Below are 23781 nucleotides of genomic sequence, written 5' to 3' on the forward strand. Positions count from 1 at the left end.
TCCGAGCAAGTCTTGGACAGTCTCATGTAGGGATCCTAGCCTCGAACACGCAAGGCCGACGGATCGCACATTCGGTGCTGGATCCGTCCGAACCACCACCGCGAGGACCCCTTCCATGAGCATCAAGTCCCTCCTGCCCGGCGCGCTCGGCTTCGGCACCGCCCCCCTCGGCAACATGTTCCGCGCCATCCCCGACGAGGAGGCCGCGGCCACCGTCGAGGCGGCCTGGAACCAGGGCATCCGCTACTTCGACACCGCGCCCTTCTACGGCGCGGGCCTCTCCGAGATCCGGCTCGGCGAGGTCCTGGCGCGGCATCCGCGCGAGGAGTACGTCCTCAGCACGAAGGTCGGTCGCGTCGTTCTCGACGAGACGGAGGACCCGGCCGCCCGTGACCTCGGCGAGAAGGGCGGCCTCTTCGAACACGGCCGGCCGAACAGGATGGTCAACGACTACACCGCCGATGCCACCCTGCGCTCCATCGAGGACAGTCTCGAACGCCTGCGGACGGACCGCCTCGACATCGTGTGGGTGCACGACGTCGCGCAGGACTTCTACGGCGACGAGTGGCTGGCCGCCTACGAGAGCGCCCGTACGGGCGCCTTCCGCGTCCTGCAGAAGCTGCGCGAGGAGGGGGTCATCAAGGCATGGGGACTGGGCGTGAACCGTGTCGAGCCGCTGGAACTCACGCTGGAGCTCGAGGAGCCGAAGCCCGACGCCTTCCTCCTCGCCGGCCGCTACACCCTGCTCGACCACGACCGCGCCCTGCAGCGCCTGCTGCCGGCCGCCGCGGCCCAGGACGTCGACATCGTGGTCGGCGGACCGTACAGCTCGGGCATCCTCGCCGGAGGAACGCACTTCGAGTACCAGAAGGCGCCCGCCCACATCATCGACAAGGTGGGACGGATCAAGGCGCTCGCCGAGCGGCACGGCGTCGGCATCAAGTCCGCCGCGCTGCAGTTCTCCCTCGCCCATCCGGCGACGGCGGCCGCGATCCCCGGCGCCACCAGGCCGAGTCGTATCGCCGAGGACGTGACCGCCCTCGGCGAGCGGATCCCGGCCGCGTTCTGGACCGATCTGCGCGAGGAGCGGCTGATCGCTCCGGACGCGCCGGTCCCTGCCGCCCTCACCGCCTGACCCCTCCGATCCCGCACCCCCCAGGAGAATCCCGTGGCCACGACCACCGCGTCCATCGACATCGCCGCGTCCCCCGACCGCGTCTGGCAGCTCATCGGCGGCTTCGGCTCACTGCCCGACTGGCTCCCGTACATCCCCGCCAGCGAACTCGGTGACGGCGGACGGCTGCGCCGTCTGGAGAACGAAGGGGGCGAGGTGATCATCGAGCGGCTCGAAGCCTTCGACGACGAGGCCCGCAGCTACAGCTACTCGATCCTCCAGGCCCCGTTCCCCGTGAGCGGTTACCGCTCCACTCTCACGGTGCACGCGGCACCCGTCGAGGGCTCCGCCCGCGTGGAGTGGTCCGGCACCTTCGTCCCCGAGGGCATCGGCGACGACGACGCCGTCGCCCTGTTCCACGGCATCTACACACAGGGCCTGACCGCACTGGCCACGACCATCGGTTCACCCGCCGCCTCCCCCTCGGCCCAGGCGTAGGTCCGAGTCCCGGTCGGCAACGGCAACGGCGGTGCGAACGTGGGCGACCACCGGAGTGCACGTGCGGGCGGCTGCCCGCCCTCAGGTGGAGGACAGGCAGCCGCCCGTACATGTGAAGGGACGGCCCGCGGGCGCGGGCCGTCAGGCCCTGCTCAGGCTCCCGCGCGCTTCGGCAGCCGCCAGTTCGGGCGGACGAAGTGGCAGGTGTAGCCGTCCGGGTAGCGCTGCAGGTAGTCCTGGTGTTCCGGCTCCGCCTGCCAGAACGGACCGGCCGGCGCGACCTCGGTCACGACCTTCCCCGGCCACAGCCCCGAGGCGTCGACATCGGCGATGGTGTCCTCGGCGACCTTCTTCTGCTCGTCGTCGACGTAGAAGATGGCGGACCGGTAGCTCAGACCGATGTCGTTGCCCTGGCGGTCCTTCGTCGTCGGATCGTGGATCTGGAAGAAGTACTCCAGGATCGTCCGGTAATCGGTCTTCGCGGGATCGAAGGTGATCTCGATCGCCTCGGCGTGCGTGCCGTGGTTGCGGTAGGTCGCGTCGGCCACGTCGCCACCGCTGTAGCCCACCCGCGTGTCCAGCACGCCCGGGAACGTCCTGATCAGATCCTGCATGCCCCAGAAGCAGCCACCCGCCAGCAGCGCCTTCTCCTCGTTCCGGCTCATCGCACGCACCCTTCTTCCTCGTTCTCGACAGACTGGCACACACGCCGCCGTACGCGTTCCCGGGCGGTCCGTCCTCCCCCGTCGTCGCGGCGACGCGGCACCGATCTGCACAAGTCCGAAGAGGCCCGTGGAATTCCCGCTCCCGCGCCGGAGCCCGAGGAGCCGTTCCGGCGTCGGGACCTGGGGCGGCCGGGCCTTCGACCGTCCGCCCGGGACGGCCTTCCGCACGACACCGATAACGATCCTGCAAGTTTCAACGATCACCGCCTTGAGAATTTGCTATCGCTAGCTGCAAAAGGGCTCAATGTCCTTGCCATGTCAGCAGAAAAGGGTTAGGGAGCGGATGAACGGCACGATCGACGGGTTCAGCTATGGACTGGTCACCCCCATAGCGGCCTACATCATGGCCTGCGTGGGCTCAGCCCTGGGGCTGCGCTGCGTGGTGCGCACGGTGCACCACGAGCCCGGCTGGAGGCTGGGCTGGCTCACCCTCGGCGCGAGCTCCCTCGGCTGTGGCATCTGGACCATGCACTTCATCGCCATGACCGGCTTCTCGGTGGAGCAGACCGCCATCACGTACGACGTCCCGCTGACGGTGCTCAGCCTGGCCGTGGCGATCGTCGTGGTGTCGGCCGGCGTGTTCATCGTCGGCCACCGCGGTGCCACACCGGCGACCCTCACGGTGGCGGGCGGCATCACCGGCGTGGGCGTCGCGATGATGCACTACCTCGGCATGTTCGCGATGCAGCTGAACGGCGACATCGACTACAACGTGTTCACCGTTGCGATGTCACTGGTCGTCGCCCTCGTCGCGGCGACCGCCGCGCTGTGGGCCGCCGTGTCCGTGCAGGGCATCCTTCGCACCCTCGGGGCGAGCCTCGTCATGGGCCTGGCCGTCACGGGCATGCACTACACCGGCATGGCCGCCGTCAGCGTCCACGTCCACACGGATGTGCGCGAGGCCGTCAGCGGTCAGACCGGCTCCTCCCTCCTGCTGCCCATGCTGCTGGGCCCGGTCCTCTTCCTCATCATCGCCGCGGCCGTCGTCATGTTCGACCCGGTCCTGATCCTCGGGGACAACAACTGGGAGAAGCAGGACGAACGACGCTCCCCGGCGCCGGTGACCCACGCCCCCGAGCCGGCGCAGCACGTCACGGCCTCCACGGTCCCGGGCCGGCCGGCCGACAACTGGTCGTGGTCGCCGTCGTCGTCCCAGTGGCCGGATCTCGACGAGAACGCCCCCCGCTACGGCGACACGGGCGCCGGGGACACCTACACCGACCCGCGGACAGAGGCTTAGACCTTCCTGCTCCCGGGCGATGCCCCCGCCCGCCGGAGGGGGACGGAGATCCTGCCGTCCCCCTCCGCCCTGTCCCGCGCTGCACCGCCGCGCCCCGTCCGGCGCCGGCTCCATGGGCGCCCGACAGCCCCGGCCCCGCGCGGGACGGGCATCGACAGGTCACGCACCTCTCGGGGCCGGGGCGGTGGCGGCATCACACCGTGCCCCCTGCCCGCGGGGCGATCTTGAGACTAGGGTGCCCGCCATGACGTCCATGGTCCTGCGCGGCATCACGCTCCATCACGACGACACCGGTCCCTCCGCCGGGCTGCCCGTCCTGCTGATCCACGGGCATCCGTTCAACCGGACCCTGTGGGCCCCGCAGGTCGCGGCACTCGTCGCGGCGGGGCACCGTGTCATCACTCCGGACCTGCGCGGCTACGGCGACAGCGAGGTGGAGCCCGGCACCGTGTACCTCGCCGACCTCGCCGACGACGTCGTCGCGCTCCTCGATCATCTGGGCATCGACCGGGCCGTGGTCGGCGGTGTGTCGATGGGCGGCCAGATCGCCATGGAAGTCCAGCGCCGCCACGCCCGTCGCGTACGCGCCCTGGTCCTGTCGGACACGTCCGCGCCGGCCGAGACGGACGAGGGCAGGGCGTTCCGCAACCGGCTGGCCGACCGTCTCCTGTCTGAGGGCATGGACGGATACGCGGACGAGGTCATCGGCAAGATGCTCGCCGCGTACAACGTCACCGCGATGCCGGACGTCGCCGCGCACGTGCTGGGCATGATGCGCGGCACCGACCCGCGCGGCGCGGCCGCGGCCCTGCGCGGGCGGGCCGAACGTCCTGACTACCGGGACACCCTGGCCTCCGTGCGATCCCCCGTGCTGATCGTCGTCGGCGCCGACGACGTGTTCACGCCGATCTCCGACGCCGAGGCCATCCACGACCTGGTCCCGCACGCCGCCCTGGCCGTCATCGGAGGCGCCGGCCATCTCCCTGGCGCCGAGCAGCCCGACCGGTTCAACGCCGTGCTGCTGGACTTCCTCGCCACCCAGGTGGTCACCGGTACGTAACCGGCACCGCCCTGCCTCGCCCTTGGTGACGGGGGCGGGAACGCGGGCGTCAGTCGCCCGGGCCGCCGGGTCAGATCACTGGGGCAAGCAGGTCAGTGGGTCAAGGTCAGCAGGGGAGAACAGTGGCCCATCGTGCGGCGTCGCGGGTCGCTCCGCGACCGGGCCGCTCGCGGCGGGAGTCGCCGCTACGGGAGTCACGCGGGCGTCTGTTTCGGCATCTCGAACCACATCGTCTTGCCGGTGGGCATGCGCGTGCTGCCCCAGGTCTCGGCGAGCAGGTCCAGCAGCTCGGTGCCGCGTCCGCCCTCCGCGTCCGCGTCGACCACGCGGCGTACGGGACCGGCCGGGTCCGTGTCCTCCACCTCGCACCGCAGCCGGGACCCACGCACGCACAGGTTGAGCCGCAGAGGGCCCCGCGTGTGCCGCAAGGCGTTGGTCACCAGCTCGCTGACCAGCAGCTCGGCCGTGTCGGCCAGGCCCTCCAGGCCCCAGTCGTCCAGTTGCGCGGTGACCAGGCGACGGGCCCGGCGCGCCGAGGTCAGTTCCCGGGTCAGGGGCCAGGAGGCGTCCCAGGGGGTGACACGGGCGCGGGGCGCGTCGAGCGGTCGTACGGGCTCGAGGGTGCGCGCCCAGAGTGCCTGGTGCCGGGTGATCCACGAGGTGCGCGCGACCTTCGGGGACCGACTCGTCCGCCGGACGCCGTCCGCCGCGCTCTCGCGCGCCGAAAACTCCGGTCGGCGGTAAAACCCGGCGAGGCTTCCCCGCCGAGACATCGCCAGGAAGCCTATGGCCACCGGGGCCATGGGAATCAGTCCCTTCTGCGCTGCGGGCGACCACGACCGCCAGGGGCGGAGTGGAACCGTCGATGACCGGTTCGGCCGTGTCAGATCACGCGTTCGCGTAACGCCCGTCACAATAACAAATATACATGTAGCACTCGCTACGGTAAATATAATTACATACTGTACATACTCGGACATATGGGGAACGTTCGGTGCCGTGGCGCCGCACCGCAGCCCATCGGGAGCCTCCATGCCACGCCCGGTCGACCAGGCCAAACGCCGCGATCTGATCGACCGGGTCCGCGCGTACATGATTCGCCACGGCCTCGCGGACCTCTCCCTGCGTCCGCTCGCGCGGGAACTCGGCACCAGCGACCGCATGCTCCTCTACTACTTCGGCACCAAGGAGCACATGGTCGCCGAGGCACTCGCCCTGGACGAGAGACGGCCCCTGGTGCGGGCCCGGGACCTGCTCGAAGCCGACGGCTCCCCCCAGGACCCGGCGGGGATGCGCCGGTTCATGGAGGACACCTGGCGGCAGTTCCGCGCCCCCGACCTGCGCCCCGCGCTCCCGCTCTACCTGGAGATCATGACCGCCAGCCTGCTCCACTCCGACCGCTACGGGCCCGTCATGCGCGACCTGCTGGGCGAATGGGCCGACCTGCTCACCTCCGCCTTCCGCGGCCTCGGGATGTCCGGGGACCGGGCCCGTACCGAGGCGACGGTCCTGGTCGGCGCGACGTTCGGCCTGCTCGTCGCCTCACTGGCCACCGACGACCGGAGCGGGATCGACGCGGCCTTCCACACCCTCCTCGACCGGCTCGAACCCGGCTGGGAGGTCGTCATCTAGAGACGTCCGAAGGGGGCCCCGGCTCCCCGGGCCTATAGGGGGCCGGACTACGACCCGCCCCCTCGCTCGGGGAAGGCTTACGGGCGTCAGAGCTTGGCCCCGAAATCCTGGGTCCACCAAGGGCCGCCCGAGCCCTTGTGCACGCCGACCCCGATGTTCTTGAACGAGCAGTTGAGGATGTTCGCGCGGTGCCCGGGGCTGTTCATCCAGGACTCCATCACCGCCTGCGGGGTCGACTGACCCATGGCTATGTTCTCGCCGTAGGTGGACCACCGGTAGCCCGCGGCGGTGATCCGCTCACCGGGGTCGACGCCGTCGGGGTTGTTGTGGTCGAAGAAGTCCCGGGCGTCCATGTCCTCGGAGTGGTCCAGCGCGGCGTCCTCCAGCTCCGGGTCCTCCGTGAGCGGACCGCAGCCGGCGGCCGCCCGCTCCTTGTTCACCAGCGCCACGACCTGTGCGACGGTGCCCGTGGGAGCCGACTGCGCCTGGGGCGTGCCGGACACCCGGCGGGTCGGCGGGGCTGAGGACGTGGCCGCCGAAGTGCTCGGCTTCGCCGGGCGGGGTGTCTTGGACGCCTTCGGCGTCTTCGACGCGGACGGTGACGCCGAAGGGGACGCGGACGCCGACGGCGTGCCGGGCCGGGAGGGGCCGGCGGCGCCGGTTGCCGAGAGGTCCTGCACCGCGTCGCCCGCCGTCCGGGCGGGGCTCGCCTCGTCGGTTCGGCTTCCGGGCCCCGTACCGAAGTACCAAAGGCCCCCGCCGGCCACACAGCCGGCCACGATGACGGCGCCCACGGCCCTGCGCCGGACGCGTCGGCGCCGTCGGGCCTCGGTGCGGGAGGTGGTGCCACGGCGGGTCACGCGGTGCCCCGCGGCCGAGCCCTCTTCCCCCCGGCCCCCGGCGGGCGTGACCCGGGTCGCCGATCCGGCGACAGCCGTTGCGTCCGAAGGGGCGCGCAGGGCCGCGAGCAGCCCCGGTGACGCGGCGACCAGCGCCAGTCCGGCCAGCAGTCCCTCCGCGGGCACCAATCCGCTCCACAGGCCGCAGCAGCGTGCGCAGTCGCGGGCGTGCCGGGCGATCCGCTTGCGCCAGAGGGCCGAGGGCCGGCCGTCCCAGGAGGCGAGCACTCCGCGCAGTTCCTCGCAGGCCGGCCGCGCGCCGAGGGCCCGTACCACCACCCGGGCCGTCTCCAACTGCGCCTTCATCCGCTGTACTTGGACCGCCGTGTGCGAAGGCGACAGCTCCAGCGCCTCGGCGACCTCGGTCCGGGTCAGTTCACCGGCGCATTCCAGCCACCACAGGGAGAGCACTCCCCGGTCGTCGGGTTCGAGCCAGCGGGTCGCGAGCGCGGTCTCCCGGCGCTGACCCGACAGTTGCAGCCGCACCATGGTCAGGTCCACGAAGTCCGAACCGGGGTCGGCGAGGTCCTCGGCCTCCTCCACGCCGCCCGGGACGAGCCGGCGGTCCTGCCGGTGCGCCCGGACCTGGTTCATCGCGATCGCCACGAGCCAGGAGCGGAAGCTCGCCGGATCGCGCAGTCCGTCCAGCCCGTCCAGCGCTCGGAGCATGGTGTTCTGCACGACGTCGTCGACATCGACCGAGCCGTTCAGGGCTCGCCCCACAATGTTGTAGACCAGGGGGAGGAACGCGCCGACCAGGGCGTCCTGGGCTTCCGTATCGCCCGCTCGGGCGGCGGTCACCAGTGCCGCCGGATCCACCCCGTGCTGTCTCGTCATGAAATTCCCTGTCCTCGACTCCGAACGATCCTGCCGTTGCCTGGGAGACCGCCCGGAGAACCGCGGATAACAGTTCTTCGGAGACTCGTTGCGGGAGACATTGGCCTCACCCGCCCACCCACCGCAATGGACAAGGTCACATTCGAAGCGAGCGGGCGCCAACCGGGTTCCGCCACGGAGACGTCCGTACAGGACCCCGGCGAGCGCGTCGGCGCAGGCCGGGCCCCCGGACCCGGTGCCGGGTTCGCGTCCCGCACCCCCGATGTCCGACCGCCCGGCACCCGGCGGTCCGCTGGTAAAATGTGCGCACGCTTCGTGTCACCGGGGCCCGTGCCGAGGGGTACGGGCCCCGGGGCGTTCCGGGCGTCAGACTGAGGAAGGTTCCCCATGAACGCGAAGCCGCCGGCCCCCGACGACTCCCCCGCCGGCGAGCACGAGCCGACGACCGTGCCGCGGGGCGAGGTCTCCGCACCGCTGCCGCCCGGCACGGGGCTGCCGCCTGCCGCGTCCTTCGACACCCTGGGGCTGCCGCCGCGGCTGGTGGAACAGATGACCGGGCTCGGAGTCAAGGAGCCCTTCCCGATCCAGGCCGCGACGCTGCCCAACGCGCTGGCCGGGCACGACGTCCTCGGCCGTGCGCGGACCGGCTCCGGCAAGACGCTGGCGTTCGGCCTCGCGCTGCTCGCCCGGACGGCGGGACGGAAAGCGGAGCCGAAGCGGCCGCTGGCGCTGGTGCTGGTGCCGACCCGGGAGCTGGCACAGCAGGTGGGCGACGCGCTGGAGCCGTACGCCCGGACCCTGAACGTACGCATGGCGACGGTGGTCGGCGGTCTGTCGATCAACCGGCAGCAGGCGCTGCTGCGGACCGGCGTCGAGGTGCTCATCGCCACGCCGGGGCGGCTGACCGACCTGGTCTCACGTCGGGACTGCCTCCTGAACCAGGTGCGGATCACGGTTCTGGACGAGGCGGACCAGATGTGCGACCTGGGCTTCCTGCCGCAGGTCTCGGACCTTCTGGACCAGGTCCGTCCCGACGGGCAGCGGCTGCTGTTCTCGGCCACGCTCGACCGCAACGTCGACCAGCTCGTACAGAACTACCTGCACGACCCGGTGACCGCCTCGGTCGACCGTGTGGCGGGCTCGGTGACCACGATGGAGCACCACGTGCTGAACATCCACGGCGCCGACAAGTACGCGACGGCGACCGAGATCGCCGCGCGGGACGGCCGGGTGCTAATGTTCCTCGACACCAAGGTCGGCGTGGACCAGTTCACCCGTCATCTGCGGGCCAGCGGCATCCGGGCCTCCGCCCTGCACAGCGGGAAGTCGCAGCCGCAACGCACCCACACGCTCGCCCAGTTCAAGAACGGCGAGATCAACGTGCTGGTCGCCACCAACGTCGCCGCGCGGGGCATCCACATCGAGGCGCTCGACCTCGTCGTCAACGTCGACCCGCCCGCCGACGCCAAGGACTACCTCCACCGGGGCGGGCGTACCGCGCGCGCCGGGGAGTCCGGGAGCGTGGTCACCCTGGTCACCCCCAACCAGCGGCGCGACGTGAACCGCCTGATGTCCGAAGCCGGGGTCCGGCCGACCGTCACCCAGGTGCGCTCGGGCGAGGCCTCCCTGTCCGCCATCACGGGAGCCAGGCGCCCGCCGACGGAGACGAAGTCCAGTACGGGCAACGCTCCCTTCCGCGGCATGGGCACCCGTCCCGGGCGCGCGGGCAAGGAGTCGCGGAAGACCGCGGACGCCCGCAAGGCCGCCGAGGCCCGCGCGGCGGCCCGGGTGCGCAAGGGCCGCTGACGCCGAGCGTGCCGTCCCCCGCCGGGGACGGCACGGCGCATCGCGCCATCGGCGGTCCGTGCCATCGGCGGTGAGCGCGGGCGTCCGGCCGGGACGAGTCGCCGGGCCGGGGAGCGGTTCACGCCCGCTGCGAGTGTGTCAGCACCACGGCCATGACGGCGCCTGGCCCAGCCGGGCCGCGCCCGGGGCCTCTCCGGGACGCCTCAGCTCACCGCCTGCTTCACCAGCGCGCCGATCCGCTCGGCCACCTCGTCCGTCATCTCGGTCAGGGCGAAGGCGCTGGCCCACATCGGGCCCTCGTCCAGCTTCGCCTGATCGCTGAACCCGAGCGTCGCGTAGCGCGCCTTGAACTTCTCCGCGCTCTGGAAGAAGCAGACGACCTTGCCGTCCAGCGCGTAGGCGGGCATGCCGTACCAGAGCTTCGGCGCGAGGACCGGCGCGTTGGCCTTGACGACGGCGTGGACGCGCTCGGCCATGATCCGGTCGGAGTCCCCCATCTCGGCGATCTTCGCGACGACGTCCCGCTCGGCCTCGGCGGCCTTGTCCGCGCGCGAACTGCGGCGGGCCTCCGTCTTCAGCTCTTGGGCGTGGTCCTTCATCGCGGCCCGCTCCTCGGCTGTGAACCCCTCGTGCTTGCCGCTTCCGTTGCTGCTCATGGCGGTTGTCCCCTTGAGGATCTGATGTGGGTGATGGTGCGCTCGGTGTGGCGGGGACCACTGTTCCATCATCGACACGGTCCGCGCCGGTGATTGTTCCGCTCGGAACGTGCCCTCACCGGCCCGCCGACCGGCCCCGTCCACCGCGCCCGGGGCGCCGGCGAACCGCCTGCGGAGGCCATATCGGAGTTCGCATCGTCGAGTATTTGCGAGTACTCGTATCAATCTTGCGCATGTTCATGGACTTCTCTTGCCGTCACTCCTAGCCTTCTTGCGTCCGCTCACCCCACGAGCTCTAAGGACGCACCCCTGTGACTTCCTCTCCCCAAGGCAGACCCCTGCGCCGCGGCCTGGCGGCATCCGTGTCGTTGGCGCTCGCCGCGGCCGGAACGGTCGCGGCGGTGGCACTCGCCCCCGCCGCGGTCGCGGCGGGAGTGCCCGCCCCCTCCCCCGTCGGCATCTCCGGCCGGGGCGCCGCCGTCCCGTTCAAGGAACAGGAGGCGGAGTACGCCGCCACCAACGGCACCCTCATCGGTCCGGACCGCCTCTACGGCCATCTCCCCTCCGAGGCCTCCGGCCGGCAGGCGGTGACACTGGACGCGGCGGGCGAGTACGTCGAGTTCACGCTGACCGCACCGGCCGACGCCATGTCGTTCCGCTACTCGCTGCCGGACAACGCCGGCGGCACCGGCCGTGACGCCAGCCTCGATCTCAAGGTCGACGGCAGCCAACTGAAGACCGTTCCGGTGACCTCCAAGTACGGCTGGTACTACGGCGGTTATCCGTTCAACAACAACCCCGGCGACACCAACCCCCATCACTTCTACGACGAGACGCGCACCTTGTTCGGCTCCACGCTGCCCGCCGGAACCAAGGTGCGGCTCCAGGTGTCGTCCACAAGTGCCTCCCCCACGTTCACCATCGACCTCGCCGACTTCGAGCGGGTGGGCGCGCCCGTCGGCAGGCCCTCCGGAGCCCTCGACGTCGTCGCCGACTTCGGCGCCGACCCGACCGGGGCCGCGGACTCCACCGCCAAGATCCAGGCCGCCGTCGACGCGGGCAGGGCACAGGGCAGGACCGTCTACATTCCGCAGGGCACCTTCCAGGTGCGCGACCACATCGTCGTCGACCAGGTGACGCTGGCCGGGGCGGGCCCCTGGTACAGCGTCCTCACCGGCCGCGACCCGGTGAACCGGTCCAAGGCCGTGGGCGTCTACGGGAAGTACGCGAACCAGGGCGGGAGCAGGAACGTCACCCTCAAGGACTTCGCGATCCTGGGCGACATCCGTGAACGGGTGGACGACGACCAGGTCAACGCCATCGGCGGCGCGATGTCCGACTCCACGGTCGACAACGTATGGATGCAGCACACCAAGTGCGGGGCCTGGATGGACGGGCCGATGGACAACTTCACGATCAAAAACAGCCGCATCCTCGACCAGACCGCGGACGGCGTGAACTTCCACATGGGGGTGACCGACTCCACCGTCACGAACACCTTCGTACGCAACACGGGGGACGACGGCCTCGCGATGTGGGCGGAGAGCGTCCCGAACGTCAGGAACAAGTTCACCTTCAACACGGTGATCCTGCCGATCCTCGCGAACAACGTCGTCACGTACGGCGGCAAGGACATCACGCTCTCCGACAACGTCATGGCGGACACCGTCACCAACGGCGGTGGCCTGCACGTCGCGAACCGCTACCCCGGGGTCAACTCCGGGCAGGGAACGGCCGTCTCCGGCACCACCACGGCCGCCCGCAACACCCTGATACGGACCGGGAACAGCGACTACAACTGGCAGTTCGGAGTCGGCGCGGTCTGGTTCAGCGGCCTCAACGAACCCCTGAACGCGACCGTCGACATCACCGACAGCGAGATCCTCGACAGCTCCTACTCCGCGATCATGAACATCGAGGGAGCGACCAGGGGACTGCGCTTCAGCAACGTACGGATCGACGGAGCCGGCACCTACGCCCTGCAGATCCAGGCGCCGGGTTCGGCCTCCTTCACCAACGTCACGGCCACGCACCTGGGCCAGTCCAACCCGATCCACAACTGCGTCGGCTCCGGGTTCGAGATCACCCGCGTCGCGGGCAACAGCGGCTGGTACGCCGATCCGCCGGCCTGCACGGGCACCTGGCCGGACCCGAAGTGGACCAACGGCGGCGTACCGGGCGGAGGCACCCCGCCCCCGACCGACCCGCCCACCGATCCCCCGACGGACCCGCCGACCGATCCCACCGTGAACCTCGCCAGGAACCGGCCGGTCGCCGAGACGAGCCACACGGACGTCTACCCCGGGGCCAACGCCGTGGACGGCAACGCCAACAGCTACTGGGAGAGCGCCAACAACGCCTTCCCGCAGTCCCTGACCGTCGACCTCGGCGCCGCCAAGGCCGTCAAGCGTGTCGTCCTCAAACTTCCCCCGGCGACCGCGTGGGCCGCGCGCACCCAGACGCTGAGCGTCCAGGGCAGCACCGACAACGGCACCTTCACCACACTCAAGTCGTCGGCGGGGTACAGGTTCGATCCGTCGAGCGGAAACACCGTGACCCTCACCCTGTCCGGCACCCCCACCCGCTATCTGCGCGTCCTCGTCACGGGCAACACCGGCTGGCCGGCGGGTCAGTTGTCCGAGCTGGAGGCCTACAGCGGCTGAGCGCTGCACCGTGACTCCGCGGTCCTGGCGGCCCCGGCCCGGAAGATCCGTTCCGGGCCGGGGCCGCCCGCTCCACGGTTGGACCGGGGCGAGGGAGCGGCCGAGGATCGTCAGCGGCGGCGCCGGGACGCGTCGAGCAGCGCGGGCGGAGTGTCGTACTTCTCGTCCGGGGCGAGGTCGGTACCGGGGGCGACGATCGCGTCGATCGCGTCCAGTACGTCGGCGGAGAGCACGGTGTCCGCGGCGGCGAGCTGCGCGTGCAGATGGTCCGGTGTGCGGGGGCCGATCAGCGCGCTCGTCACGGCCGGATGCGCCGTCACGAATCCGAGCGCCAGCTGGATCATGGTCAGGCCGGCCCCGTCGGCCACGCGGGCCAGCCGCTCGACCGCGTCGAGCCTGGCCCGGTTGGCGGGCACCGCGAGGTCGAAGCGCTGCGGCAGGAGCTTCGAGCGGCTGGTCGTGACGTCCCGGCCCTCGCGCACCGCGCCCGACAGCCATCCCGAGGCCAGCGGGCTCCACGCCAGCACCCCGAGCCCGTACTCCTCGGTCACGGGCAGCACATGGGTCTCGATCCCCCGCTGCAGGATGGAGTAGCTGGGCTGTTCGGTGACGTAGCGGCCCAGTCGGTGCTCACGGGCGGCCCACTGCGCCTGGACGAGCCGGTACGCGGGGAAGGTCGAGGAACCGAAGTAGCGGATCTTTCCCGCGCGTCGCAGGTCGGTCAGGGCGGACAGCGTCTCCTCGTCGTCGGTGTCCGGGTCCCACCGATGGATCTGGTAGAGATCGACGTGGTCGACACCGAGACGGCGCAGGCTGTCGTCCAGTTCCGTGACCAGCCAGCGGCGCGAGGCGCCCCGGTGGTTGCGCTCCTCCCCCATCGGCATGCCCGCCTTGGTGGCCAGCACGATGTCGTCACGGCGGCCCGCGATGGCCTTGCCGACCATCTCCTCCGACTGCCCGTCGCCGTACATGTCGGCGGTGTCGATCAGATTGACACCGCCTTCGAGGGCGGCGTCGACGATGGCGGTGGCCTCCTCCTGGGTGGTGCGTCCGATGCTTCCGAAGTTCATCGCGCCGAGCGCGAGGGAGCTGACCTGTACGCCGGTGCGGCCCAGAGTGCGGTACTGCATGCCTGTCTCCTCCATTGCGGGTGAAGCGCGCCGGCGATGCGCGGATTGGTCGCCGGCTCCGGTCGTCTGCCATCATGAGCAAGCGGAACGCCGTCCCGTTTGACGATACGGAACACGGTTCCGGTTAGCAAGCGAATACGGAACCGTGTTCCGTTTGGCGGTCCGGTCACAGAGGGAAGGGCGCATGAACGAGAGCGACGAGACGGCCGGACGGGTGGTGCGGCCCAAGCGAGCCGATGCCCGGCGCAACCAGGAGACGCTGCTCGACGCGGCCGCCGCGGTCTTCGCCAGGTCGGGCGTCGAGGCCCCCGTGCGCGACATCGCGGCCGAGGCCGGCGTCGGCACCGCCACGATCTACCGCCACTTCCCGACCCGGGCGGACCTGATCGTCGCCGTCTACCGGCACCAGGTCGAAGCCTGCGCCGAGGCCGGACCGGCCCTGCTGAGGGACTGCGCGTCCCCCCACGCGGCACTGGCCGAATGGATCGACCTGTTCGTGGACTTCCTCGTCACGAAACACGGACTCGCCGCCGTTCTCCAGCGCGACGACACCGCCTTCGACGCGCTGCACACCTACTTCGTCGACCGCCTCCTCCCCGTGTGCACGCGACTCCTCGACGCCGCCGCCGAGTCGGGCGAGATCCGCCCCGGCCTCACGGCCTACGAACTGATGCGCGGCGTCGGCAACCTCTGCATCGGCGCCGAGAACGACCCCCGCTACGACGCGCGACGGCTGGTCGAACTCCTCGTCGCGGGCCTGCGCCGAACCGGTTGACCACCGGCCCTCCGGCACACCCCGGCGGCGGTCCCGTCCGCCGCGGCGGGCGACCCCCGCGGACGGCCCGGAGGGCGCACGGGTGCGCTCAGTCGGTGAGGCCCAGCGCTCCCGCCGCCTGGATCGCGAGCCAGACCTCGGCCAGGGCACCCGTCGAGGTCAGATCCCGTTCGGCGAGAGCCCCGAAACGGCGCAGCCGGTAGGCGAGGGTGTTGGGGTGGATGTGGAGCGCCGCCGCGGCCGTCTCGGTGCGGCGGTCGCGCTCCATCCAGGTGCGGGCGGAGACCAGCAACTGCGAGTCGTGGCTCGCGTCGTAGCGCAGCACCGCTCCGAGCACGTGCTCGACCAGTGCCGCCAGGACGGCGGGATCGTCGGGGAGCCAGCGTCCCGCCCCGTCGTCGCCGTAGCGGACGACGGAGCGGCCCGACTCGACGGCTCGGGCGACCGCCCAGAGCGCCTCACGCTGGGCGACCCGCAGAGCGGCGCCCGGCGGGAAGGGACGGCTGACCCCGGCGACCACGGCAGGAAGTCCGCCGACGGCCGCCGCCAGCTCCGGCGCCCCGAGGACGTAACGGTCCTCGCCCCGGGTGAGCAGCAGGTGCGGGCTGTCCGCCAGGCAGCGCAGCAGCGCCTCGTCGGTGGTGTCCCGCACGACGAGCAGCACCATGTCGCCCTCGATCGCGTGCCGGGCGAGCCGCCGGCGCGCCACCTCCGGGTCGAGGACCTCCTGCAGCAGTTCGGCGAGCGTCTCCGCGCCCTCGCGGCGCAGCGTCTCGCGCTCGTTGCGGACCATCGCCAGCCGCAGCGCCGCCACCGTCGCGATGTGCTGCACCACGGCGAGGCCCGCGGGCCTCGCGCCCGGGCGCTCGTACGCGACGAGGAAGCCCGCCGGGCCGCCGGGCGCGGGCACCGGCAGCACGAATCCGCCGGGGATCGCCGGCGGGGCGTCGACGGACGCGGGCAGGACGCCGGGGTCCGGCACGGGGACTCCGGGCAGCAGGGGGCGCCCCTGCGGCGTGCAGAGGAAGACGTCATAGCCCGACAGCCCTTCGAGACGGCGCAGGAGTGTCGGTGTGTCGAGGTCCTCGGTGACGAGCCAGCGCAGCGCGCCGAAGACCTGGAGCTGCGCGCCCAGCCGGTGCCACGCCTCCTCCTGGGCGGAGGCGGCGACCTCCTGGGCGACGGCGATGAACGGGACCGCGAGCGGCACTTCGAGAACCGGGAAGCCCCGCTCCTCCGCCGCCCGGAAGAACGCGTCGTGCAGCGGGGGCATGTGCAGCTGCGCGGAGAGTGCCAGGGCGGAGGCCCCGGCGTCGTCCAGCCGCTCCAGGTAGGTGCGCTGTTCCTCGGCGGTACGGGGGATCGCCAGGCCCGCCGTCATGATCACCTCGGCGCCCAGCAGCCAGGGCGTCGGGTCGGCGAGCTCGCTGGCGTGCGCCCAGGAGACGGACCGGCCCAGACCGCCGCCGCCGGCCTTCAGGGAGAGCTGGAGCGCGGGGGCGGAGAGCAGATCCGCGACGGTGAGTTTGTTGCCGGCCACAAAAGACATCGTACGTATCTGTGATGAGCACCATTGTCGCAGGTCACCGGGGGCCCCACACTGAGAAAACCTCCTCCGCCCGTACCGCCGCCCGACCAGGAGATACGTTCCATGAGCAGCACGTTCCGCAACTACATCGACGGTGCGTTCGCGGACGCCGCGGACGGCCGGACCCTCGACGTCGTGGACCCCACCACCGGTGACGTCTACGCGACCTCCCCGCTGTCGGGAGCGGCCGACGTCGACGCGGCGATGGCGGCGGCGGCCGCGGCGTTCCCCGTCTGGCGCGACGCGACCCCGTCCGTGCGGCAGCGCGCGCTGCTGAAGATCGCCGATGTCATGGAGGCGCGGGCCGGGGAACTGGTCGCCGCGGAGAGCCGGGACACCGGCAAGCCGCTGCACCTCACCCTCAGCGAGGAACTCGCCCCCGCGATCGACCAGGTCCGCTTCTTCGCGGGCGCGGCCCGGATGCTGGAGGGCCGCTCGGCCGGCGAGTACATGGAGGGCATGACCTCGATCGTCCGACGCGAGCCGGTCGGCGTGTGTGCCCAGGTCGCGCCGTGGAACTACCCCCTGCTGATGGCGGTGTGGAAGTTCGCCCCGGCGCTCGCGGCGGGCAACGCCGTGGTCCTGAAGCCCTCGGACACCACCCCGGCCTCCACGGTGCTGATCGCGGAGATCATCGGCGGAGTCCTGGAGGAGCTGGGGCTTCCCAAGGGTGTCTTCAACGTGGTCTGCGGCGACCGTGAGACCGGGCGGCTGATGGTCGAGCACCCGACCCCGGCGATGGCCTCCATCACCGGTTCGGTCCGCGCGGGCATCCAGGTCGCCCAGAGCGCGGCCAAGGACGTCAAGCGGGTCCACCTGGAACTCGGAGGCAAGGCCCCGGCCGTGGTCTTCGAGGACGCCGACCTGACGAAGGCGGTCGAGGACCTGGTCGTCGGCGGCTTCTTCAACGCCGGCCAGGACTGCACGGCCGCGACCCGCGTCCTGGTCCACGAGTCGGTCCACGACGAGTTCGTCGCCGCCCTCGCCAAGGCCGCCGCCGGGACGAGGACCGGGCAGCCGGACGACGAGGACGTGCTGTACGGACCGCTCAACAACGCGGGCCAGCTCGCCCAGGTCAGCGGCTTCGTCGAGCGCCTGCCGGAACACGCGAAGGTCGAGGCGGGCGGTCACCGGGTGGGCGACAAGGGCTACTTCTACGCCCCGACCGTGGTCTCCGGCCTGAAGCAGGACGACGAGATCGTCCAGAACGAGGTCTTCGGCCCGGTCATGACCGTCCAGTCCTTCACGGACGAGGCCCAGGCCGTGGCGTACGCCAACGGCGTCGACTACGCGCTGGCCTCCTCGGTGTGGACCAAGGACCACGCGCGGGCGATGCGGATGTCGAAGAACCTCGACTTCGGCTGTGTGTGGATCAACACCCACATGGCCCTCGTCGCCGAGATGCCCCACGGCGGGTTCAAGAAGTCCGGCTACGGCAAGGACCTCTCCGCGTACGGCTTCGAGGACTACACCCGGATCAAGCACGTCATGACGTCGCTCTGACACGTCATGACGCCGCACCGAGCGGACGTCCCGACGGGGAAGGGGTGAGTCTGGCATCGCGCCGGGCTCACCCCTTCCCCGTGTCCGACGCCCGTCAGGCGCCAGCCGTCAGCCGTCAGCCGTGCGAGACGTTCAGTCCGTAGAAGGCGACACGTGCGCCCTTCGTGGTGCTGTCGGAGGACGACTGGTTGTACGAGCCCGCCTTGAAGTACTGCTTGTACGGGAAGAACGACGACGGGATCGCGTAGTGCGTGGTGCTGCCGTTGACGGTCAGGTCGATGGTGTTCCCGCCGGAGACGGCGATCGTGTAGGTCCACGTCCTGCCGACCGCCACATGCCCCACGGTGCGCGTCGTCTGCCCGCCCGAGGGCGAGTTCTCGGTGCCGACGACGATGTCACCGCTCGCGCGGTAGTACAGCTCCACCAGCGGCTTGGTGGACGATCCACCGGAGCCGAGGTGGATCTGCCCCACGCACACGTTCGCGGTGACCGACACCACCCGCAGCGTCGCGCTCAGCCGGTGGCTGCCGCTCAGCGACCAGTCCGCCGCGCCCCCGCCCCGCTTCATCTCCCGCAGCTCGGAGCGGGCGTAGGAGGAGTTCGGCGTCGTGACGCCCTTCTCGGGCGCCCAGAAGGTCATCGCGCCGTCGCGGGTGTCGGTGAAGAAGTACGCGTCCTGGTAGCCGTTCGCCCCCTGTAGCCGGGCGGAGGAGATGGTGGTCGGCGAGCCCGGGGAGCCGACGGGCTCCTGCAGCTGCCAGACCGACAGGTCGAAGTTCCCACCGGGCGCGACCTTCGGGTCGGCGGCACCGGCGTCAGCGGTTCCGAGCACGGTCGCCGCGACGACGACGCCCGCGAGGGTGGCCGTCGTCAGAAGCCTGGAACGGGTCATGTTGGCGTCCTTCTTCGATCGTGGGGGAGGGAAAGACGTTCCGCCAGGGGCAGAGGTGAAGCAGAACTAGTTCATATACATGAACAATGGATTCACCTGTGAACCGTGGTGTGCCGTGACGCTAAAGGTCTGCACCAACGACGTCAAGGGGTCGCGCACACAGCGGTGTTGGGGACGTCGGGGATCGCGACCGGTGTCCTCCGCCCGTCGGAGGCGACCTCCATGGGGCCATGGCCCCATGGAGGTCGATCAGGTTCCCGGACCCCGCCCTGGGCCGTGCCTCGCCCGCCTACGCTGGCCACCATGATCGATTCACACGTTTCCTGGGACGACGCGACCGTCGCGACGGAGGCGGCGCGCTCCGGCGCGGACGTCGTGCGGGGGTTGTACGGCCGACGGCTCGACCGTGTCGACAAGGGCGGCGGAGACTTCGCCACCACCGCCGACGTCCGGGCGGAGGAGGCGATCCTGGACGTCATCCGCGCCGCGCGGCCCGATGACGCCGTGCTCGGCGAAGAGGGCGGACGGCGAGGAGCCGCGGACGCCGCTCGCCAGTGGCTGGTGGATCCGTTGTGCGGCACCCTGAACTACGCGTCCGGGAGCATGCTGGTGGCGGTCAACGTGGCGCTGCGCGACGGGGCGGCCGCGGTGGCCGACCCGTTCGGGGACGAGGTCGTCTTCACCGACGGAGAGACCGCCTGGCTACGGCGTGCCGGGATCGACACGCGTCTCGCGCCCACCTCCGCCACCCAGTTGGTGGACGTCAACCTGGACCCGCCGTTTCCGAGCGCCCCCGGTTTCCGCGCCGTGGAACTGCTCGCCCACCCCGGGTTCGTGGCCCGGTTCAGGCCACGGGTCGTGTCCACGACGCTGGCGCTCGCCTGGGTCGCGGCGGGCAGGCGGGCCGCGTACGTGACCGACGGCGGCGACCTGTCCGACAGCGTCCACTTCGCCGCGGGCATCGCCCTGTGCCGGGCCGCGGGCTGTGTGGTCACCGGGATCGACGGCGCCCCGCTCGGCGAGACCGGCCGCGGCCTCGTGGCGGCCGCCGACGCCGAGACCCACGCGCTGCTGATGTCGATGATCCGCGACGCGAACTGACCGGTGGCCACCGACCTCCGGCGGCCACCGGGCGGGAACGGCCTGCGGCCGCGTCGCCGACTCCGGTGAAGGGTCCCGGTGTTGACGACGCGGCGCGGCACCGGTCCACCGAGGACACCTTCACCTTCACCGACGAGGAGCACCCGTACCCGGGAGACCGGGACGCACCGCGGCGTCGACGGGCCCCGGACCGGGCTTCAGCGACGTGCCGCGGGGTCGGGGCGGCGGGAGCGGGGTGTCGTCATCGGTCCGGTCCTGTCCTGCCGTCGCCAGGAAGCGCCGGAGTCGGAGCGGGCGCGGGCGCGGCCGACGAGCCCGAGCAGGAAACCCGCCGGGATGGTGACCAGCCCCGGGGTCTGGAGCGGGAACCAGTGGAAGTCCTGGTCGGGGAAGACCGCGGTCGGGCCCCCGGACACCGCCGGGGACCCCACCAGCAGCAGCACTATGAGCGGAAGGCCTCCGTAGACGGTCCAGCGGACTCCCTTGACGGTGTGGCCCGGCAGGAAGAGGGCGTACAGCAGGACCGGGGCGAGGACCGAGGCGGCGACGCTGAACGACAGCGAGATCAACGTGAGTCTGCCGCGGTCCCCGAGGAACGCCGACAGGACGACCGCGGCGGCTCCGACCAGGACGATCGCGTACCGTGCCCGGCGGATCTCCCCGGCCGGTGAGCGGCCCCCGGACCCGTGGGCGGGCCGGCCGCCGAAGTCGCGGGCGAGACTGGACGCGGCGGCCAGGGTGATGCCCGCGACGGCCGCGAGGGTGGTCGCGAAGACGGCGCACGCCACGACGGCGAAGAGCATGCTGTCGCGGGCGCCCCCGGCGGCCGGGTCGAGGGCACCCGTGACCATCAGCAGGGCTGTCGCTCCCCCGGGGTCGGCTGCTCTCAGCGGGGCCCGGCCGATGAGGGCGCAGGCACCCAGTCCGGCCACCACGACCCCGGCGCACACCACCGCGACGGGACCCACCGCCCAGCCGACGGCCCGTCGCGCGGTACGGGCGTCACGGACCGGGTGCAGCCTCATGGTGATGTGCGGCAGGCACGCGGCGCCTACCAGGAGGGTCGCGGCGAAGCCGATCAGGTCGAGGCGCCCGGCGACGGAGTGGCCGAAGTGGAGTCCGGGGCGCGCGTATCCGGCACCCGCTCCGGAACGGTCCCGGGCGGCGTCGAACAGCGCCGGTGGTGACCATCCGTAGCGGGCGAGGACGATCCCGGCGAGCAGCACCATGACGGCGAGCGTCACACCGACCTTCAGGATCTGGACGTATCCGACACCGCGCATCCCGCCGAACGCGGCGTAGCAGACCATCAGGGTGCCTCCGGCGACGGTGCATCCGGTGAGCGCGCCGTCGGGGAGGCCGAACATGGCCGCCATGATGCGTCCGGCGGTGGAGAGCTGCACCAGGAGCAGCGGGGCGAGGACCACGAGGCCGGCGACGCCGAGGGCCCGGCGCGCCGAAGGGGTGCCGAGCCGGTCGGCGACGAAGTCCCCCAGGGTGAACACGCCTTTGCGGCGCAGGGGTTCACCCAGGATCCGCATGACCAGGAAGAGGGAGACGACGGTGGCACAGGCGAACAGGACGCCGTCCGCCCCGTCGAGGGCCACGGCGCCGGTGGTGCTGAGCAGGGTCGCCGCGGAGATGTAGTCACCGGCGATGGCGAGCCCGCCGCCCATCGGGCCGAAGGCCGCGCTGCCGCCGGCGTAGAAGTGCTCGGGGTCGTCGATGTCCGCCGCCGCCAGCCCGCACAGCAACAGGGACACGGCCACGAAGCCGAGGAACACCACGACGGCGAGCGACTGTCCGTCGCCGGCGCTCACGGGTGCCGCTCCGGGGCCGTCGGTGCGTGCGGGTACGTCGGTGCGCCCGGGGTCGGCGGGGGAGGAGATGCGGGAGACATGCCGGGCATGGCATCAGCCGCCCGGTACCGCGTACAGGGGACGGCGAGTTGAAGCGGCGGGCGCACAGCGGTCTCGGGGTGAGCTTGTGCGGGGGCACAACCACACGTGTCCGTGCGACGGTTGGCCCGAGCCGGACGGTCGGGGGCACAGGTGCGGATACGGGGACACGCACAGGGACCGGTACAGGCGCGAGGACAAGTGCGGGCGCAAGAACGGGTACCACCGGCGTCCCGGGTCCGGGCGTCATGGTGCCGGGTGCCGTCGCCCCTCCCCCGGTCGCACGGGCGCCGCGTTGGTCCATAGGAATGATTCACCGGTGCCCGCTGGGTGAACGACAAGGGGGTACGCCCCTTACCGGCGACCGCGGGGTCCCACGATCACTAGCGTGGCTCCCTGTGTCGATGAGCTACGCGTTTGTGAACCTGAAACCCGGAGTGGGCAAGACGACGAGCGCGGTGTGGTTGGCTCACGCACTGCACGAGTCGGGCTTCTCACCGCTGCTGGTGGACAGCGACCCCGCCTCCTCGGCGCTGCGGTGGAGCGAACTGGCGGGGGGCTTCCCCTTCCCCGTGTTCTCCCTCCCCGTGGGCGACGTGCACCGGCGGGTGAACGACTTCCTCGGCGACCGGCGGGCCGTCGTGTTCGACGCCCCTCAGATGGAGGATCACGCCCACATCGCCCGGAGCGTCATGCGGTACGCGGGCGAGTGGATCGTGCCGGTCACCCCGTCCCCCATCGAACTGGACCGCATGGCACCGATCGGCGGTGAGATGGGCGACGTCCAGTCCCTGCGGCCCCGGCCCGCCCGGGCCGCCGTACTGCTGAACCGTACGAACCGTCCTGACGCCACTCGCACCGGTCCCGACGCCGACGCACGCGAAGCGCTCACCGAGCGCGGCTTCGACGTGTTGTCCACCCACATTCCCCGGCTCGACCTGTACTCCCAGTCGTTCGGCAGCCCTGTCGAGGTCAAGGGATCGGCGTACATGGATCTCGCGGACGAACTCATCAAGCGTCAGGAAACGATGTGAATCAGCGCAGGGACACCTACCGGGCCGCCTTGCAGCGCGAACCCGACGCCGCCGCACCCCGTCACGCCAAGGTCGCCCGGCTGCACACGCGGTACGTCCGGGTGACGATCGAGTTCGACCCCGCGTTGCCGCGCGAGCTGGTCCGGTGGGTGGAACCACCCGTGTCCGCGGTCCTGCGCGTCGGCGCGGCCGTACTGCGGCCGCTGACGGGCACCGCGTAGGACGGGTGGTGCGGCGGCCGGGCCCGGCGGACCAGCGGACTCCCGCGCGGGGCGTGCCGGAGGCTCAGGTCTCCACCGGGTGGCCGCCGTCGCCCTCGACCACGATCCGGTCGGCGCCCGGCTCGTCGGCCCGTTCCACCATCGTCAGGTCGACCTTCCCGTCGCCGGTGGTGTCGAACTGGTAGAGATCGGCCTTGCCGTCACCCGTGGTGTCGGTCATCCACACGTCGGTCCTTCCGTCACCGTTGGTGTCGGCGCTGAGGACGACGTGGTGCTCGTCGCCCTGGGTCTCGATCGCTTCTTCACTGCCGTCATGGGTCTCCATGACGGCCGGTTGCCCCCGTCCCCCCGTCCAAAACCGCGGCCCTCGTGGCCTGGGAGGACGGAGCGGCGGCCGGTCGTGGGCCCGGGTGCGACCGGTCCGGGACGGGAACCACGCGGACCGGGATCCGTGCCGGCGAACGGGCCGGCACCGAGTGGACGGGCAGGACGCGCGCGAGGCGGGACGC

General features: G+C 71.5%; 21 protein-coding genes. 12 read left to right on the forward strand and 9 right to left on the reverse strand.

Annotated elements, in window-relative coordinates:
- Window positions 1-115: 115 nt before the first annotated feature.
- Both ACFYW7_RS06880 and ACFYW7_RS06885 read left to right on the forward strand, forming a co-directional pair.
- On the forward strand, window positions 116-1135 hold the full coding sequence (locus ACFYW7_RS06880; protein ID WP_389498791.1) for an aldo/keto reductase: 1020 nt from the start codon (window positions 116-118) through the stop codon (window positions 1133-1135).
- Between the two features lie 33 nt (window positions 1136-1168).
- Window positions 1169-1612: an SRPBCC family protein gene (locus tag ACFYW7_RS06885; RefSeq protein ID WP_389498793.1), complete on the forward strand. Its 444-nt coding sequence runs from the start codon at window positions 1169-1171 to the stop codon at window positions 1610-1612.
- A 152-nt stretch (window positions 1613-1764) separates the two neighbouring features.
- Here the strand turns inward: ACFYW7_RS06885 and msrA are convergent, their stop codons facing one another.
- On the reverse strand, window positions 1765-2277 hold the full coding sequence (gene msrA, locus ACFYW7_RS06890) for a peptide-methionine (S)-S-oxide reductase MsrA (protein ID WP_389498795.1): 513 nt from the start codon (window positions 2275-2277) through the stop codon (window positions 1765-1767).
- A 343-nt stretch (window positions 2278-2620) separates the two neighbouring features.
- On the opposite strand from msrA, the gene ACFYW7_RS06895 reads away from it, so the two are divergent.
- Window positions 2621-3577: an MHYT domain-containing protein gene (locus ACFYW7_RS06895; protein ID WP_389498797.1), complete on the forward strand. Its 957-nt coding sequence runs from the start codon at window positions 2621-2623 to the stop codon at window positions 3575-3577.
- 244 nt (window positions 3578-3821) lie between these two features.
- Window positions 3822-4637: an alpha/beta fold hydrolase gene (locus ACFYW7_RS06900; RefSeq protein ID WP_389498799.1), complete on the forward strand. Its 816-nt coding sequence runs from the start codon at window positions 3822-3824 to the stop codon at window positions 4635-4637.
- A 194-nt stretch (window positions 4638-4831) separates the two neighbouring features.
- On the opposite strand, the gene ACFYW7_RS06905 is transcribed toward ACFYW7_RS06900, so the two are convergent.
- Entirely contained in the window at window positions 4832-5440 is a 609-nt protein-coding gene (locus tag ACFYW7_RS06905) for an ATP-binding protein (protein WP_389498801.1), read from the reverse strand.
- Between the two features lie 229 nt (window positions 5441-5669).
- On the opposite strand from ACFYW7_RS06905, the gene ACFYW7_RS06910 reads away from it, so the two are divergent.
- On the forward strand, window positions 5670-6269 hold the full coding sequence (locus tag ACFYW7_RS06910) for a TetR/AcrR family transcriptional regulator (protein WP_389498803.1): 600 nt from the start codon (window positions 5670-5672) through the stop codon (window positions 6267-6269).
- An 86-nt stretch (window positions 6270-6355) separates the two neighbouring features.
- On the opposite strand, the gene ACFYW7_RS06915 is transcribed toward ACFYW7_RS06910, so the two are convergent.
- The gene (locus ACFYW7_RS06915; protein WP_389498805.1) at window positions 6356-8005 is read right to left on the reverse strand and encodes a sigma-70 family RNA polymerase sigma factor; all 1650 of its coding nucleotides are present in this window, start codon (window positions 8003-8005) and stop codon (window positions 6356-6358) included.
- A 387-nt stretch (window positions 8006-8392) separates the two neighbouring features.
- On the opposite strand from ACFYW7_RS06915, the gene ACFYW7_RS06920 reads away from it, so the two are divergent.
- Window positions 8393-9811 carry a DEAD/DEAH box helicase gene (locus ACFYW7_RS06920; protein ID WP_389498807.1) on the forward strand — a complete coding sequence of 473 codons (1419 nt, stop codon included), beginning with the start codon at window positions 8393-8395 and terminating at the stop codon, window positions 9809-9811.
- Between the two features lie 203 nt (window positions 9812-10014).
- On the opposite strand, the gene ACFYW7_RS06925 is transcribed toward ACFYW7_RS06920, so the two are convergent.
- Window positions 10015-10467: an iron chaperone gene (locus ACFYW7_RS06925; protein WP_389498809.1), complete on the reverse strand. Its 453-nt coding sequence runs from the start codon at window positions 10465-10467 to the stop codon at window positions 10015-10017.
- Window positions 10468-10778: 311 nt separating this feature from the next.
- Between ACFYW7_RS06925 and ACFYW7_RS06930 the strand changes: the two genes are divergently transcribed.
- The gene (locus ACFYW7_RS06930; RefSeq protein WP_389498811.1) at window positions 10779-13130 is read left to right on the forward strand and encodes a discoidin domain-containing protein; all 2352 of its coding nucleotides are present in this window, start codon (window positions 10779-10781) and stop codon (window positions 13128-13130) included.
- Window positions 13131-13240: 110 nt separating this feature from the next.
- On the opposite strand, the gene ACFYW7_RS06935 is transcribed toward ACFYW7_RS06930, so the two are convergent.
- A complete protein-coding gene (locus ACFYW7_RS06935) occupies window positions 13241-14260 on the reverse strand; it encodes an aldo/keto reductase (RefSeq protein ID WP_389498813.1) in 1020 nt (339 codons plus the stop codon).
- 184 nt (window positions 14261-14444) lie between these two features.
- On the opposite strand from ACFYW7_RS06935, the gene ACFYW7_RS06940 reads away from it, so the two are divergent.
- Window positions 14445-15035: a TetR/AcrR family transcriptional regulator gene (locus tag ACFYW7_RS06940; RefSeq protein ID WP_389498815.1), complete on the forward strand. Its 591-nt coding sequence runs from the start codon at window positions 14445-14447 to the stop codon at window positions 15033-15035.
- An 88-nt stretch (window positions 15036-15123) separates the two neighbouring features.
- Here ACFYW7_RS06940 and ACFYW7_RS06945 read toward each other — a convergent pair whose 3' ends face one another.
- Window positions 15124-16575: a PucR family transcriptional regulator gene (locus ACFYW7_RS06945; RefSeq protein WP_389498817.1), complete on the reverse strand. Its 1452-nt coding sequence runs from the start codon at window positions 16573-16575 to the stop codon at window positions 15124-15126.
- A gap of 111 nt (window positions 16576-16686) precedes the next feature.
- Between ACFYW7_RS06945 and ACFYW7_RS06950 the strand changes: the two genes are divergently transcribed.
- Window positions 16687-18126: a gamma-aminobutyraldehyde dehydrogenase gene (locus ACFYW7_RS06950; RefSeq protein WP_389498819.1), complete on the forward strand. Its 1440-nt coding sequence runs from the start codon at window positions 16687-16689 to the stop codon at window positions 18124-18126.
- A 115-nt stretch (window positions 18127-18241) separates the two neighbouring features.
- Here the strand turns inward: ACFYW7_RS06950 and ACFYW7_RS06955 are convergent, their stop codons facing one another.
- Window positions 18242-19018 carry a polysaccharide lyase family 7 protein gene (locus ACFYW7_RS06955; RefSeq protein ID WP_389498821.1) on the reverse strand — a complete coding sequence of 259 codons (777 nt, stop codon included), beginning with the start codon at window positions 19016-19018 and terminating at the stop codon, window positions 18242-18244.
- A 303-nt stretch (window positions 19019-19321) separates the two neighbouring features.
- On the opposite strand from ACFYW7_RS06955, the gene ACFYW7_RS06960 reads away from it, so the two are divergent.
- Window positions 19322-20119 (forward strand): inositol monophosphatase family protein, encoded by a 798-nt coding sequence (locus tag ACFYW7_RS06960; protein WP_389498823.1) that lies wholly within the window; start codon window positions 19322-19324, stop codon window positions 20117-20119.
- Window positions 20120-20316: 197 nt separating this feature from the next.
- Here the strand turns inward: ACFYW7_RS06960 and ACFYW7_RS06965 are convergent, their stop codons facing one another.
- Window positions 20317-21939 carry a cation acetate symporter gene (locus ACFYW7_RS06965; RefSeq protein WP_389498825.1) on the reverse strand — a complete coding sequence of 541 codons (1623 nt, stop codon included), beginning with the start codon at window positions 21937-21939 and terminating at the stop codon, window positions 20317-20319.
- A 482-nt stretch (window positions 21940-22421) separates the two neighbouring features.
- Here ACFYW7_RS06965 and ACFYW7_RS06970 point away from each other — a divergent pair, with 482 nt between their 5' ends.
- Together ACFYW7_RS06970 and ACFYW7_RS06975 are read left to right on the forward strand one after the other, a co-directional pair.
- Window positions 22422-23051: an AAA family ATPase gene (locus tag ACFYW7_RS06970; protein WP_389498827.1), complete on the forward strand. Its 630-nt coding sequence runs from the start codon at window positions 22422-22424 to the stop codon at window positions 23049-23051.
- Window positions 23048-23272, forward strand: a complete 225-nt coding sequence (locus tag ACFYW7_RS06975) for a hypothetical protein (protein ID WP_389498829.1) — start codon at window positions 23048-23050, stop codon at window positions 23270-23272. Before ACFYW7_RS06970 ends, ACFYW7_RS06975 begins: the two co-directional genes overlap by 4 nt.
- 64 nt (window positions 23273-23336) lie before the next feature.
- Here ACFYW7_RS06975 and ACFYW7_RS06980 read toward each other — a convergent pair whose 3' ends face one another.
- Window positions 23337-23597: a hypothetical protein gene (locus ACFYW7_RS06980; RefSeq protein ID WP_389498831.1), complete on the reverse strand. Its 261-nt coding sequence runs from the start codon at window positions 23595-23597 to the stop codon at window positions 23337-23339.
- Between the last annotated feature and the right edge of the window lie 184 nt (window positions 23598-23781).

The organism is Streptomyces sp. NPDC002580 (assembly GCF_042889485.1).
Taxonomy (GTDB): domain Bacteria; phylum Actinomycetota; class Actinomycetes; order Streptomycetales; family Streptomycetaceae; genus Streptomyces.